Raw genomic sequence first — 14,348 nt, 5'->3', positions numbered from 1 at the left:
TTCCCACAAGATCCACCGAACGAGTTTCCACGCTATGAAAAAGCAAATTCTTCTTACTGTCGCCGCCTTGTCGGCTACCGCCCTGACCTCGGTCGCTGTTGCCCAGACCCCGGCCCCCGCCGCGGCCCCGGCGCCGGCGCAGCCCCAAACCAAGCCGGGCCCGGTTATCGCCGGCGTCTGCGTCTATTCGAACGAAGCCGTGATGGCCAATGCCGCCGTCTCCAAGGCCGCCGCTCAGCGCCTGCAACAGATCAACCAGCAGGCCGAGGCCGAGCTTGAGCCCGATGCGCAGGCGCTGGAAAAAGAGCGTGCCGGTCTCGCCGCTCAGCAAAAGACCCTGACCAAGGACAAGTTCGACCCGCTGGCTCAGGCCTTCATGGGTAAGGTCAAGGCCTTCCAGGACAAGGCGTTCATCGTCAATCAGGAACTGGGCCGTACCGAGCAGGACGCCAATGTGAAGGTGGCGCAACTGGTCGCCCCGGCGCTGTCGGCGACCTACGAAAGCAAGAACTGCGGGATGCTGGTTGACCGCAAGGCGGTCCTGTTCGCCAACCCGGCCATGGATATCACCGGCGACGTGATCAAGAAGCTCGACGATTCCAAGGTTGCGGTCGATATCAAGCGCGTCGTTCTGCCGGAAGCCGATCGTCAGAAGCTGCTCAAGGCCAAGGCCGAGCAGGACGCCCAGCAAGGCGGTTAAGTTTTGACCGCCCCTCGCGGTGGTTGAAAACTTTGTAAACATTGAGTGAGCCTTGTCCGGCGAAATATGCGCAAGCATCGCTGGACAAGGCTCTGTTTTTTTGAGCTATATGCGACTTTTCGTACTTTTGCTGTCGTTTGGGTAAGGAGGATTTGCAGGGCATGCCCGATCAAAGATTCTTTGATGTTGCTTCCGAAATCGCCCTTGATGACGTTCTTGGTCTGGCCTTTGCCAGCGTGTCTTCGGCGGCAGACCTGACGGCGCGTCGTGTGAACGGCTGCGCCCCCCTGTCGGTGGCGGGGCAGGGCGACGCCGCCTATTTCAGCGACCGTCGCTATCTAGAAAACCTGCGCCGCACACGCGCCGGTTTTGCCTTCGTCCACGAAGCCGATATCGACCATGTGCCTGAGCAAACCGTGGCACTTGTCACACGCTCACCGCAGGCGTCGTGGTCACGACTAGCGGCGAAGCTGTACAGACCTCGTCGCCACGAAGGGCCTCAGGCCATTCACCCCACAGCCCGAATCGAAGAGGGCGTGACATTGGGGGTAGGGGTCATTGTCGGGCAGGGGGCGGAGATCGGGCGCGGGTCGCACATCGAAGCCTATACCGTCATTGGTCCGGGCTGTCAGATCGGACGTAACTGTTACATCGGCGCACACGCGACCATCTATTGCGCTCTGATCGGTGATGGCGTGCATCTGGCGTCGGGTGTGCGAATCGGCGAGGCTGGTTTTGGTGTTTCGGGCGATCACGAAGGCCTGATTGATGTGCCTCAACTGGGGCGCGTCATCCTTCAGGATCATGTCTCCATCGGTGCAGGAACCTGCGTCGATCGCGGGGCCTATGACGACACGGTGATCGGCGAGGCTTCAAAGATCGACAATATGGTTCAGATCGCCCATAACGTTAAACTCGGACGTAACGTCATCGTCGCCGCCCATTCCGGGCTTTCCGGTTCCGTTCAGGTGGGGGATGGGGCCATGTTCGGGGGTCGGGCGGGCGTGATCGACCATATTGATATCGGGGCCGGGGCCAAGGTGGCTGCGGGTGCGGTTGTGTTTAAAGACGTCCCTGCGGGACAGATGTGGTCGGGCTTCCCGGCCAAGCCGTCGCGGCAGTTTCTGCGCGAGACGGCCTGGCTGAGCAAGGCCGCCACCAAGGATAAGGGCTAAGAGCAGAATGACCACGGATCAAGGCAGCGAGGTGCCGGAAGGCGGGGCACCCGAAACCGGTATCGACATCAGCTATCAGGAAGTGATGAAGCGGATTCCGCATCGCTATCCGTTCCTGTTGATTGATCGCGGTGAAAACTGGATCAAGAACAAGAGCATGGTCGGCATCAAGAACGTCACGTTCAATGAGCCCTTCTTCAACGGCCATTTCCCTGAAAACCCGGTCATGCCGGGCGTTCTGATCATCGAGGCGCTGGGCCAGACCGGGGCTGTGCTGATGTCGAAGTCGTTGGATGTCTCCGTCGAAGGCAAAACTATCTTCTTCATGGGTGTCGATGGCGTGAAGTTCCGCAGCCCCGTGCGTCCCGGTGATCAGTTGCGGATGCACGTCGAGGTGACACGTCACCGCGGCGATGTGTTCAAGTTCCGCGGCGAAGCTTTTGTGAACAAGAAAATCGTTTGCGAATGTGAATTCGCGGCCATGGTGGTCGAGACCCCGCAATGAGCATTCACCCGACGGCTATTATCCACGAAGGGGCGCAACTGGGCGAAGGCGTCAGCGTCGGCCCGTGGTGCATCGTAGGCCCGCAAGCCGTGCTGGGCGACCGCGTAACCCTGCAAGCCAGTGTGGTCATCGAAGGCCATACGGAAATCGGCGCCGACTGTTACGTGCATCCCTTTGCGGTTCTGGGCGGCTCGCCGCAGCATCTGGCGCACAAGGGCGAAGATACACGCCTTATCGTCGGTGAACGCAATCAGATCCGCGAACACGTCACCATGCACACCGGCACGGTCAAGGGCGGGGGCGTCACGACCGTCGGTAATGACTGCCTGTTCATGGTCGGCAGCCACGTGGCCCACGACTGCGTCGTTGGCAATAATGTGGTGCTGGCCAACAATGCGTCTCTGGGCGGGCACGTAAAGGTCGGTGATTTCGTGTTTCTGGGTGGCCTGTGCGGCGTGCACCAGTTCGCGCGCATTGGCCGCTACAGCTTCGTCGGCGGCGCAGCCATGGTGACCAAGGACGTCATCCCCTACGGTTCGGTGTGGGGCAACCACGCGCGTCTGGAAGGCCTCAATCTGGTGGGGCTGAAGCGTCGAGGTTTCTCGCGCGACCTGATCCTGTCGCTGCGTACCGCCTATCGCATGATGTTCGCACCGGAAGGCACCTTCCAGGAGCGTCTGGACGACGTGCTGGAAAACTTCAGCGATATCCCGCAGGTGGTTGAAATTGTGCAATTCATCCGCGAAGATTCCAACCGTCCCATCTGCCTGCCGGTCGAGTGATGGACAAGCTCGGCCTCATTGCCGGCGGTGGACTGGTGCCGGTCGAAATCGCCCGTTACCTCAAGCGCAGCGGGCGACCCTATTGCGTTATCCGGCTGGAAGGGCTGGCGGACTCAGAACTGGCGGGCCATCCCGGCCACGATATTGATGTCGGCCATTTCCAGAAAATCTTTGTCGCTCTGGCGCAGGAAGGCTGCCGTGCCGTGTGCATGGTCGGCTACGTCAAGCGCCCGGACTTCGATGCCATGCAACGCGACGAGGGCGGGGCGGCACACCTGCCGGGCATCCAGGCGGCCGGACGCGGCGGCGACGACTCGCTCCTGCGGCAAGTTGCCCGAGTGTTTGAAAGTCAGGGCTATGCCATAGAGGGGGCGCACGAGGCCAATCCGGAACTGTGCCTCGAAGAGGGGCTTCAGGCCGGCGAGGCACCGTCTCCGGAAGCCCGTGAAGATGTGGAAGAGGCCTTTCGCGTCGCGCACGCGCTTGGGGCGCTGGATATTGGTCAGGCGGCGGTCGTCGCCGGGCGGATCACACTGGCGGTCGAGGCACAGGAAGGCACGGACGCGCTTCTGAAGCGCGTGGCGACGCTGTCGCCGGTGCTTATCGGCACACAGGACCGGCGCAAGGGTGTGCTGGCCAAGGTGCCCAAACCGATACAGGATTTGCGGCTCGACATGCCGACCATCGGCGTGCAGACGGTCGAGGCGGCAGCGGCGGCGGGTCTTTGTGGAATTGTCGGGCAGGCGGGGGCGCTGCTCGTCGTGGACAAGGCGCGCGTCTATGACCGCGCCGCCGAACTGGGACTTTTCATCTATGGACACGCCGCCCCCGCCCAAACCGACTAAGCTGATGCTGGTCGCTGCCGAAGCCTCCGGTGACATGCTGGGGGCCGGGCTGATGCGTGAATTGCAAAGGCAATCACCGGTCCCGCTCACCTTTTGCGGCGTCGGCGGGCAGCGTATGGCCGAACTGGGCGTCAAGAGCCCGTTCGATATCTCCGAGCTTTCGATTCTGGGCCTGATCGAAGGGCTGAAAGCCTATAAGCGCGTCAAGCTCCGCGTCACCGATACGGTGGCGCAGGCGCTCAGGGAAAAGCCTGACGCCGTGGTGTTGATCGACTCGTGGGGCTTTACGCTGCGTGTGGCGCACGGTATCCGCGCCGTCCTGCCCGACGTTCCGTTGATCAAATATGTCGGGCCGCAGGTGTGGGCCACCCGTCCGGGGCGTGCCAAAACGCTGGCGCAAAACGTTGATCTCTTGCTGGCCCTGCACCCGATGGACGCCCCCTATTTTGAAAAAGAGGGACTAAAGACTGTCGTGGTGGGCAATCCGGCCCTGAATGTCGATTTCAGCACCGCCGATCCCGACGGTCTGCGCACGCGGCTGGGCATAGGCGAGGCGCCTCTGCTGCTGGTCCTGCCGGGCAGCCGCCCCTCCGAAATCAAACGCCTGATGCCGGTCTTCCGTGAGACCGTCGAGACCCTGTCGCGCCAGCGCCCCGAACTGATCTTCGTCGTACCGGTGGCCGATACGGTGCGCGATCAGGTGCGCGACGGTCTGGCGGGCGTGCAGGCCCCGCTGCACCTGATCGACAACGAAACGGATAAACTCTCAGCCATGCGTGCGGCGACCGTGGCGCTCGCCTGTTCGGGCACGGTGACAACCGAACTGGCGCTGGCCGGCTGTCCGATGATTGTCGCCTATAAGGTCGAACCCCTGACCTATTTCCTGTTCAAACACATGTCGCCGCTTACCCACGTCACCCTGTTCAACATCATGGCAGGGAAGGGGGTGGCGCCCGAATTTATCCAGCACGACTGTACAACGGCCAATCTGGTCGCTGCGCTCAGCCACAGACTGGACGATCCGGCCTTCCGCGCCGCCCAGACCGAGGCGCAGTACGAGGCGCTTGACCTGATGGGCCGCGGACAACCGGCCCCGGCCATCCGCGCCGCCGAAGCCGTCTTGCAGCACCTGAGCCTGACAAAAATTTGAGGAGAGGGGTGCATAGATACCCCTTGCGCCGCACCGATTCTCGCCCAATTCTGCGGCTATAGCGTCCCGTTCTGATATTCCCGTGATCAGTTCGGACGTTAACTCAGGCTTAAGATGTCGGTAGCACATCCTTTACCATGACCCGATTTTCGTATCCTTTGGGGGGTATGACGCGCCGTGCGGCGGTGGCCTTGAGTCTGGCGGCTCTGGGCGGCAGCGTCTTGCGCCCTCAGCCGTCTATGCAGGGCGCGTCCGCCGGTATGGGGCCCGACGCACCTGCGCTAAAAGACTGGCCCACACTGGACGCACTGGCGCAGGCCATGATCGACACCCGCCAGACGCCGGGCCTCAGCCTCAGCGTCATGCACAAGGGCGTCATGCTCTATTCCAGGGGGTTCGGGCAATCGGATATAGACAGTGCTGTTTCGATAACCCCGCAGACGAGCCTGCGCATCGCCTCGATCACCAAACAATTCACCGCTGTGGCCATTCTGCTGCTGGCTGAACAGGGACAACTTAATGTCCATGATCCGCTATCGAAATTCCTGCCGGATTTCCCGCGCGCCGCTGAGGTCAGCCTGCACCAGCTGATGAGCCACACCTCTGGCATGGGCGATTATATCAATCGTCAGGACCACAGCATTCTGGACGCGGCGCGTACCCGCGATTACAGCACAGACGACATTCTCAAACTGATCCGTGCGGGCAAGCCGCTCTATCGCTTTGCACCGGGCATGGGCTGGGCCTATTCCAATTCCGGCTTTACGCTGCTGTCGTCGATTGTTGAGCGTTTATCGGGTCAGAGCTTTGCCGATTTTTGCCGCAAGCATCTGTTTGAGCGCGCGGGCATGACCAATACGACCATCGACCAGAGCTGTGAGGTCACCAATGCCGTGACACGTGGTTATACGCCGACCAGAGGGGGCTTCCTGCCCAACCTGCCCGTATCGCCGACCTTCCTGCGCGGGGCCGGGGCCATCCGTTCGACAACCGAAGACCTGTGTCGCTGGCACGCGGCCCTGCTCAATCATCAGATCATCAAGCCTTACAGCGTTGAGGCCATGATGACACCGGCCCTGCTGAAAAACGGCAAACCCGCGTGGGAGCGACAGGGCCAAGAGCCCCTGAACTACGGCTTCGGTGTCGGGTTGGGCGTCACCGAAGACAGCCGCCGTTACTGCACACACGGCGGGCGGATCAACGGCTTCACGGGCCATCTGCGCAGCTTTATCGACGAGCAGGTGACACTGGCCATCCTCTATAATTGCGATGGCGGCGGGTCGGCGCAGTTCAGCGCCGCCCAGAAGGCGCTGCGGCAGGAGGCGTCGCGTCTGGGGCTTGAGGCTGCCAGCCAGGCCTGACGACTGTGGTGCCTTTGTCCCGCGCAGCACTCTGATAAACAACAAAAAAGCCCGCCGTTTCCGGCGGGCTTTTCTGTTTCTGTGCAAACTGCTTAGCCGCGTTGCGACAGCGGCACGAAGTCGCGTTGCGTCGCGCCGGTATAGAGCTGACGCGGGCGGCCGATCTTCTGGCCCGGATCTTCGATCATTTCCTTCCACTGGGCGATCCAGCCCACAGTGCGCGCCAGAGCGAACAGCACGGTGAACATGGTGGTCGGGAAGCCCATGGCCGACAGGGTGATGCCGGAATAGAAATCGACGTTCGGGAACAGCTTGCGCTCGATGAAGAAGTCGTCCTTCAGGGCGACGGCTTCCAGTTCCTTGGCGACCTGGAACAGCGGGTCGTTTTCGCGGCCCGTGGCGGCCAAAACTTCGTAGGCCGAGGTCTGCATGACCTTGGCGCGCGGATCGTAGTTCTTATAGACGCGGTGACCAAAGCCCATCAGCTTGTAACGACGGTCCTTCACGCCAGCGATGAATCCCGGGATCTTTTCCGGCGTGCCGATTTCACGCAGCATGTTCAGCGCTTCTTCGTTGGCCCCACCGTGCGACGGGCCCCACAGGCAGGCAATGCCGGCGGCGATACAGGCGAACGGGTTGGCACCCGACGACCCGGCGAGACGAACCGTCGAGGTCGAGGCGTTTTGTTCGTGGTCGGCGTGCAGGATGAAGATGCGGTCCATGGCGCGCACCAGAGCCGGATCGACCACATAGTCTTCGGCCGGAACGGCGAAGCACATGCGCAGGAAGTTTTCGGCGTAGGAGAGGTTGTTCTTCGGATGCACGAAGGGCTGACCGACGCTGTATTTGAAGGCGCGCGCGGCGATGGTCGGCATCTTGGCGATCAGCCGGTGCGCCGAGATTTCGCGCTGCTGGGCGTCATGGATGTCGAGGCTGTCGTGATAGAAGGCCGACAAAGCGCCGACCGCGCCGGTCATGATGGCCATCGGGTGCGCATCGCGGCGGAAACCGTCAAAGAACCGGTCGAACTGCGCGTGCAGCATGGTGTGACGGGTGATAGTGCTTTCAAACTTTTCGTACTCAGCGGCCGACGGCAGTTCGCCGTGCAGCAGCAGGTAGCAGGTTTCGAGGAAGTTCGACTGCGAGGCCAGTTGATCAATCGGGTAGCCGCGGTGCAGCAGCACGCCCTGATCACCGTCGATATAGGTGATCTTCGATTCGCACGACGCCGTGGAGGTAAAGCCCGGATCGTAGGTGAAGGCATCGGACTGCGCATAGAGCTTACGAATGTCGATCACGTCCGGGCCGAGCGAGCCCTTCAGGATCGGCAGATCTATGACCTTGTCGCCTACGGTGACTTTGGCGGGAGGTGTCTGGGTCATGACGTGCTTACCTCTTATCTTTGTGTGCAATGCAAACGGCATTTTCGTTGCACCTGCTATATAAAGTGCAAACCTAAATGAAAAGAGCCTCTTTCATCAGTGCGTGCGCGACAGTGAGGCCCCAAGGCGTCAGGTGGCATGGATTGACGCTTTCGTCAGCCTTTTGAAGGGGGCGGTCGGGGCTTGGATACAGATCAAAAATTGCACTATATATATGATTATAAACGCATTTTGTATTCGTATGCCGAGGTCGCGCAGGGTTGTAACTTGTCTGACTTAACAATTTTTTGTGAACCCTGACACCATGCGATTTTAGCCGTAGTGTCTCTTCCCTGCGCAGCATTTTATCGCTGGTAAAAAGTATTTTCATAAGCGGAGGCGAGCTTCGCGCCTCTATTGCTTCCCGCGCAAGGGCATGTTTTGTAAGTCAGGGATGTGCTCAGCAGAGGTGACGGGGGTAGGGGGATTGCAGCGGCTTAGCGTCTGGCTTTCGCACATCCGGGCCATTGATTGGGCGCAGTCTCTGCGGCAATCGCTTGCTCAGCAGGCCGGTCGTCTGGTGCTTTGGCTGCCTGTGGCTGTGGGCGCGGGATGCGCCGTTTATTTGAGCCTGCGTTTTGAGCCGCCCTGGTTGTGGATTTTACCTGTCATGGGTGTCGCGGGGGGTATCTATGCCCTGTCTGTCTGGCGGCAATGGCCGGTTGTCGTTCGCTACGGCCTTCTGTTCATTGTGATGTTCACGCTGGGGGTGAGCTTATGCAAACTGCGCACCGAGCGCGTAGCGGCTCCGGTGCTGGTGTCCCAGCAGACGCAATTCCATCTCGATGCGGTGATTATGGATATAGTTGGCACCGACAGTTCGGAACCCAAACTTTTGCTGGCGCCGCTGAGACTGTCGGGTGTCGCGCCGGAACAAACGCCTATCCGCGTGCGCCTCAGCCTGCGCACCCTGCCGCCGGATCTGGCCCCCGGTCAGGCCATCTCTGTCTTTGCCATCCTCCACCCACCGGCGGGGCCGAGTATTCCAGGCGGATACGACTATGCACGCACGGCGTGGTTCGATGCGGTGGGGGCCGTGGGGTTTGCGCCCGGCCGCATTCGAACCATCGACACCCCCCCGCTACCGGCACGGCTGCAAAGGATCGTAGTGCTCAATCATCTGCGCTGGGAGGTGACGCAGCGTCTGATGGCGCAGATTCCGGATACGCGCATGGGCGGATTTGCCGCCGCCATGGTGACCGGGCATCAGGCCTTTCTGGCCCCTGAACTGGTTGGAGACATGCGCGATTCGGGGCTGGCGCATATTCTGTCCATTTCTGGTCTGCATATGGCGATTGTCGGCGGCTTTGCCTTCTTCGCCTGCCGGGGCGCGCTGGCCCTGAGCCCACCGATCGCGCTGAGATACCCGATCAAGAAATGGGCCGCCGGATTGGGGATGGTCGCCGTGGCGCTTTATCTGGCCCTTTCGGGCGCCCCGGCCCCGGCGATCCGCGCCGCCGTGGTCGCGTGGGTAGCCTTTGGGGCCATTGTGTTTGACCGTCGGGCATTGAGTTTGCGCGCTCTGGCCATAGCCGCCCTCATCGTGTTGCTGCTCATGCCCGAAGCCGTACTGGAACCGGGGTTTCAGATGTCGTTTTGCGCCACGGCGGCGCTTTTGGCGCTGGCCGAAGTGTCGCGCAATCCTGTCCGCGAGCTGGACGTGCCATGGTGGGTGCAGGGTTGGCAGGGCCTGTGGCACGGACTGAAGGTCTCGGTGCTGGCTTCGACGGTGGCCGGGCTGGCCACCACACCGTTCGGCGTCTTCTATTTCAGCCGCGCCCAGATGTATGGCCTGATCAGTAACCTGCTGGAAGCGCCGATCACCGGCTTTATCGTCATGCCGGCGCTGGCGCTGGGCACGGTGATGAGTGGCACGCCTTTCGGGGCCCCTATCCTGTGGGTGGCGCAGCAGGGGCTGTCTGTGATCGCGGCCATTGCGGGTTTTGTCGCCGATTTGCCCGGCGCGGTGTTGACAGTGGCGGCCCCGCCCAATCTGGCGCTGGCCTTGTCCACGGCGGGTGTTCTGTGGATGTGCCTGATCCGCGGTCAGGTGCGCTGGGTCGGCCTGCTGGCGGCGCTCGCCGTTATCTATTGGCCGCGTGAGACAGTACCGGATATCTGGCTGGAGGCCGAAGGTAGCAATGCGGCGCTTCGCGTTGATGGCACGGCCTATAGTCTGCGTCCCACTGTGCGCCAGTACGGCTATCAACTCTGGTTGAAACACTATGCGCTGAACGATGCTCCTCAGAAGGGCCCGCAGGACTATGTGTGCAAAAGCTATGTCTGCCTGCCCACGGCCACCGCACCTTACCGCGTCGGTTTCGCTTTCGGCCGCAAAGCCCCCAAGTCTGAACAGATAGAGGCCCTGTGCCAATCCGCTGATCTGATCGTCCTGCGATCTCAGGTGGCCGAATGGCCCGCCAACTGTGCCGGGGTCAATCGCATTACCGCCTCAGACTTCGAGCGGTTGGGAGCCATGGAACTGACGCGATCAGGTTCGAAAAGCTGGCACATTAAAGCCGCCAAACCTTTGAGAGGTCAGCGGCCATGGGTACATTAAGCCCGCCGTTCGGTCTTCCGCATCTGTCTTATCCGATCCCGCCTTGCGTGACGGTCTGGACCTGTGTTGACGGGCTCCTTTTATAGCCAGACGCAGAGGCTGAACGATCCTATGGTTTGTCCAATGTCTAACCCGGTGCGAAAAGTCTCTGATATGGCATAAAACCTGGCTCAGCATGAGAATGGCCGCAATTTCGGCATAGACGGCGGTATCTGCGGCGACCAGGAACACCACCTCAGCCGGAAACGCCGGGGCGAACGAGACCACCGTGGCGACGAACGCCGCGGCAAACACCATTTTCGACCATGTAAGCGTGTTCAGTCCCTTCGCCAGACGGTCGATCAGAAGGCCTTTAAGGCTGCGACCTATCCTGGTTTCCGGAAATAAAAAGGCAACGCCATAGGCCATGAGTATCGCATAAAGAACAGAAAACCCCATATCATCCTCCACGAGAGCGATATGGGGTGCAGCCGTCGCCAAACAAGACGCGATTTAATGATACCGGCGCATCAGACCGACCAGCTTGCCCTGAACGGCCACTTCGTCGGCATTGTAGATGCGCGTCTTGTAGGCCGGATTGGCCGCCTCAAGGGCAATAGACGCGCCCTTCTTGCGCAGGCGCTTCAGCGTAGCCGTATCGCCATCGACCAGTGCCACGACGATTTCGCCCGACTGCGCCGAGTCCGACTTCTTGATAATCACATAATCGCCGTCGAGAATACCGGCATTGATCATCGAATCGCCTTCGATTTCCAGCAGATAGTGCTCGCCCGAACCGACGAAGATTTCCGGCACGCGGATACGGTCGCGTTCGGCCCCCAGCGCCTCAATGGGTACACCGGCGGCGATCTTGCCCAGCAGCGGCAGTTCGCGGCCTTCGTCATTGGCGGGTTTGGACGCCGGGGCCGGGGCGGCGGGGCGGGTGCCTTCGACCACCTGCGGCACAAATGCCTGACGACCACGCGGCGGGGCGGCGGTCGTGGCCTGATCCGGCAGCTTGATCACCTCAAGGGCGCGGGCCCGGTGCGCAAGGCGGCGGATGAAGCCGCGTTCTTCAAGAGCGGTAATCAGCCGGTGGATCCCCGACTTCGACGCCAGATCCAGCGCCTCCTTCATCTCATCAAAGGACGGAGATACCCCCGTCTCCTTGATGCGTTCATGAATGAACATCAGAAGTTCGCGTTGTTTGGTCGTCAGCATAGGTCCACCCGCTGCAAAAGTTTGTCCCCGGACATGGCAATATTTAGCGCATGAATGGTGAACAAGTCATGAACTTGTGCAAAGTGTTCTGTATGCGTTCTTGAGTCTTGTCAAGCGGGCGTGAGCAGATTCTTCGCCGCCTGAGTGACGTCGCCCTGCCGCATCAGGCTTTCGCCGACCAGCATGGCCGTGGCCCCGGTTTTTTCGAGCCGCGCCACGTCCTGCGGCGTGAAGATACCGCTTTCGGCGACCAGAACGTGCTGCGGTCCGACCATCGCCGACAGGTCTTCGGTTGTTTTCAGATCGACGTCAAAAGTTCTTAAGTTTCGGTTGTTTATACCGATCAGCGGAGAGGCGAGCTTAAGCGCGCGCTCCATCTCAGGCGCGTCGTGTACTTCGACCAGGGCGTCCATGCCATAGGCATGGGCCGCCGCGATCAGATCGGCAGCGACGGCGTCGTCGATCATGGCCATAATCACCAGAATGGCGTCGGCCCCAAGGCTGCGTGACTCGGCGACCTGCCACACATCGACAAGAAATTCTTTGCGGATGCAGGGCAGGGTGACGGCGTTGCGGGCTGCCACAAAGTGCGATTCGTGCCCCATAAAGCTGGGCGCATCGGTCAGGATCGACAGACAAGACGCTCCGCCGGCCTGATAGGCCGCCGCCAATTTAGCCGGTTCGAAATCCTCACGAATCAGACCTTTGGAGGGACTGGCCTTTTTGACCTCGGCGATCAACGACAGACTGCGCGGCTGTTTGTGGGCCACCAGCGCGCGTTGAAAGCCGCGCGGTGCGCTGACGTCCTTGATGCGTGCCTCCAGAGTCGCCAGAGACGCCGCAGGCTTGCGTTCGGCGACTTCCGTGCGCTTGTAGGTGGCAATCTTTTCCAGAATATCGGACATGATTTAGCTGTTCGTGAGGGTGACGAGTTGGTCAAGCGCGGCCAGGGCCTTGCCGTTATCGAGGCTGGCGGCGGCGTGATCCAGCCCTTCGCGCAGGGTCTCAACCGCCCCACCGACCAGGAAGGCCGCTGCGGCATTGAGCATGACGATATCGCGATAGGGGCCTTTTTCGCCCTCCAGCAACCGACGTAAGGCCGTGGCATTGTGCTCGGGTGCACCGCCCGTGATGTCAGCCAGCGCCGCACGCGGCAGGCCCACGGCTTCGGGGGTGATGGTGAACAGGCGCAACTTGCCGTCCTTCCATTCCGCCACCTCGGTTTCGCCCGTGGTGGTCAGTTCGTCGAGACCGGAGCCGTGCACGACCCAGGCGTGAACGGCCTCAAGCTGACCCAAGGCCTTGCCAATCGGCTCGATAAAGCGCGGGGAGGGTACGCCCACCACCTGACGGCGCGCGCCGGCAGGATTGGTGAGGGGGCCCAACAGGTTGAAAATAGTGCGGAAACCGAGCTGCTGACGGATTGGGGAGACGTGTTTCATCGCCCCATGATGCGCTACGGCGAACAGGAAGCAGATACCGGCTTCGTCCAGCGCCTTGCGCTGCTGCTCCGGCGTGGCGTCGATATTGACGCCCAGTGCCGCCAATACATCGGCCGTGCCGGATTTTGAGGTGATGGCACGGTTACCGTGCTTGGCGACCTTCAGGCCACCGCCGGCGGCTACGAAGCCCACGGCTGTGGATATGTTGAGCGTGTGCAGCCCATCGCCGCCGGTGCCGCAGACATCCACCGTATCATAGGGATGGTCGAGCGTTTTGGCCGCCGCCCGCATGGCGCGGGCGCACGCAGCGATTTCGCCGACAGTTTCGCCGCGCAGGCGGATGGCGGTCACGGCGGCGGCCACCTGAGCCGGGGTCGGTTCGCCGCGCAGGCAGGCGGAAAAGAAGATTTCAGCGTCGGCGTCAGACAGGGTTTGACCGTCCGCCAGCTTGGCCAGCAAGGGTTTAAAGGCGTCAGACATAGAGGTTGTGGCTCTCGATACCGGCCAGTCGCAGGAAGTTGGCCAGAATCTGATGACCGCCTTCGGTGGCGATGGATTCCGGATGGAACTGCACGCCGTGGATGGGGCGAGTGCGGTGCTGAACGCCCATGATTTCGCCGTCTTCGGTCCAGGCGGTGACGATCAGGTCGTCCGGCAGGGTTTCGCGCTTGATGGCCAGCGAGTGATAGCGCGTCGCCGTGAACGGATTGGGCAGGTCCTTGAACAGGCCGATGTCTTTGTGATGGATCTGGCTGGTCTTGCCATGCATCAGCGTCTTGGCGCGGATGACGTCGCCACCATAGGCCTGACCGATCGACTGATGCCCCAGACAGACGCCAAAGATCGGCAAGTCTTCGGGCGCAGCGCGCAGCAGCGGCAGGCAGATGCCCGCCTGATCCGGCGCACATGGTCCGGGCGACAGCAGAACCGCCTTGGGTTTCAGCGCCAGCGCGTCCTGAACGCTCAGCGCGTCGTTGCGGTACACCTGCGTTTCCGCGCCCAGTTCCGCCAGATAGTGCACCAGATTATAGGTGAAGCTGTCGTAATTATCGATGACAAGGATCATGGCCAACTCCCATGCAAGCGATATAGGCAAAGGCGGCGCAAAAACCAAACGGAAATGGCTCAACGCCCGGACGTTTCAACGGTTTCACGCCTGAGTACGTTTAAATTTCCCATAAGATTTATTATGCGATATTTGACTCAT

At 61.1% G+C, this 14,348-nt stretch carries 14 protein-coding genes; 8 read left to right on the top strand and 6 right to left on the bottom strand.

Annotated features, from left to right (window positions below):
- Window positions 1–34 precede the first annotated feature (34 nt).
- The 7 genes from ACK8OE_RS10835 (at window position 35) to ACK8OE_RS10805 (ending at window position 6,518) form a co-directional block, all read left to right on the top strand.
- The gene (locus ACK8OE_RS10835) at window positions 35–700 is read left to right on the top strand and encodes an OmpH family outer membrane protein (protein WP_013480314.1); all 666 of its coding nucleotides are present in this window, start codon (window positions 35–37) and stop codon (window positions 698–700) included.
- 161 nt (window positions 701–861) lie between these two features.
- Entirely contained in the window at window positions 862–1,875 is a 1,014-nt protein-coding gene (gene lpxD, locus ACK8OE_RS10830; RefSeq protein WP_410272540.1) for a UDP-3-O-(3-hydroxymyristoyl)glucosamine N-acyltransferase, read from the top strand.
- 7 nt (window positions 1,876–1,882) lie between these two features.
- Window positions 1,883–2,380, top strand: a complete 498-nt coding sequence (gene fabZ, locus ACK8OE_RS10825; RefSeq protein WP_290795095.1) for a 3-hydroxyacyl-ACP dehydratase FabZ — start codon at window positions 1,883–1,885, stop codon at window positions 2,378–2,380.
- Complete coding sequence (lpxA, locus tag ACK8OE_RS10820) at window positions 2,377–3,162, top strand: acyl-ACP--UDP-N-acetylglucosamine O-acyltransferase (RefSeq protein ID WP_290795097.1); 786 nt, start codon at window positions 2,377–2,379, stop codon at window positions 3,160–3,162. Before fabZ ends, lpxA begins: the two co-directional genes overlap by 4 nt.
- Window positions 3,162–4,007, top strand: a complete 846-nt coding sequence (locus ACK8OE_RS10815) for an LpxI family protein (protein ID WP_410272539.1) — start codon at window positions 3,162–3,164, stop codon at window positions 4,005–4,007. Before lpxA ends, ACK8OE_RS10815 begins: the two co-directional genes overlap by 1 nt.
- Complete coding sequence (gene lpxB, locus ACK8OE_RS10810) at window positions 3,976–5,157, top strand: lipid-A-disaccharide synthase (RefSeq protein ID WP_410272684.1); 1,182 nt, start codon at window positions 3,976–3,978, stop codon at window positions 5,155–5,157. Before ACK8OE_RS10815 ends, lpxB begins: the two co-directional genes overlap by 32 nt.
- 167 nt (window positions 5,158–5,324) lie before the next feature.
- On the top strand, window positions 5,325–6,518 hold the full coding sequence (locus ACK8OE_RS10805) for a serine hydrolase domain-containing protein (RefSeq protein ID WP_410272538.1): 1,194 nt from the start codon (window positions 5,325–5,327) through the stop codon (window positions 6,516–6,518).
- A 92-nt stretch (window positions 6,519–6,610) separates the two neighbouring features.
- Here ACK8OE_RS10805 and gltA read toward each other — a convergent pair whose 3' ends face one another.
- The gene (gene gltA, locus ACK8OE_RS10800) at window positions 6,611–7,900 is read right to left on the bottom strand and encodes a citrate synthase (protein WP_410272537.1); all 1,290 of its coding nucleotides are present in this window, start codon (window positions 7,898–7,900) and stop codon (window positions 6,611–6,613) included.
- 466 nt (window positions 7,901–8,366) lie between these two features.
- On the opposite strand from gltA, the gene ACK8OE_RS10795 reads away from it, so the two are divergent.
- Window positions 8,367–10,499, top strand: coding sequence for a ComEC/Rec2 family competence protein (locus tag ACK8OE_RS10795; protein WP_410272536.1), 2,133 nt, complete (start codon window positions 8,367–8,369; stop codon window positions 10,497–10,499).
- Here the strand turns inward: ACK8OE_RS10795 and ACK8OE_RS10790 are convergent.
- The 5 genes from ACK8OE_RS10790 to ACK8OE_RS10770 form a co-directional block, all read right to left on the bottom strand.
- On the bottom strand, window positions 10,431–10,937 hold the full coding sequence (locus ACK8OE_RS10790) for a hypothetical protein (RefSeq protein WP_410272535.1): 507 nt from the start codon (window positions 10,935–10,937) through the stop codon (window positions 10,431–10,433). The genes ACK8OE_RS10795 and ACK8OE_RS10790 overlap by 69 nt on opposite strands.
- A gap of 54 nt (window positions 10,938–10,991) precedes the next feature.
- Complete coding sequence (lexA, locus tag ACK8OE_RS10785) at window positions 10,992–11,699, bottom strand: transcriptional repressor LexA (protein WP_290795113.1); 708 nt, start codon at window positions 11,697–11,699, stop codon at window positions 10,992–10,994.
- Between the two features lie 110 nt (window positions 11,700–11,809).
- Window positions 11,810–12,604, bottom strand: a complete 795-nt coding sequence (trpC, locus tag ACK8OE_RS10780) for an indole-3-glycerol phosphate synthase TrpC (RefSeq protein ID WP_410272534.1) — start codon at window positions 12,602–12,604, stop codon at window positions 11,810–11,812.
- A 3-nt stretch (window positions 12,605–12,607) separates the two neighbouring features.
- A complete protein-coding gene (gene trpD, locus ACK8OE_RS10775; RefSeq protein WP_410272533.1) occupies window positions 12,608–13,621 on the bottom strand; it encodes an anthranilate phosphoribosyltransferase in 1,014 nt (337 codons plus the stop codon).
- Window positions 13,614–14,207 (bottom strand): anthranilate synthase component II, encoded by a 594-nt coding sequence (locus ACK8OE_RS10770; protein ID WP_126423752.1) that lies wholly within the window; start codon window positions 14,205–14,207, stop codon window positions 13,614–13,616. Before ACK8OE_RS10770 ends, trpD begins: the two co-directional genes overlap by 8 nt.
- Window positions 14,208–14,348: the final 141 nt, after the last annotated feature.

Origin of the sequence: Asticcacaulis sp. W401b, from assembly GCF_046503825.1 — a bacterium.
Lineage (GTDB): Bacteria > Pseudomonadota > Alphaproteobacteria > Caulobacterales > Caulobacteraceae > Asticcacaulis.
Note: the sequence above shows the minus strand (reverse complement) of the source record. Positions and strands in the feature narration are given on the sequence as shown.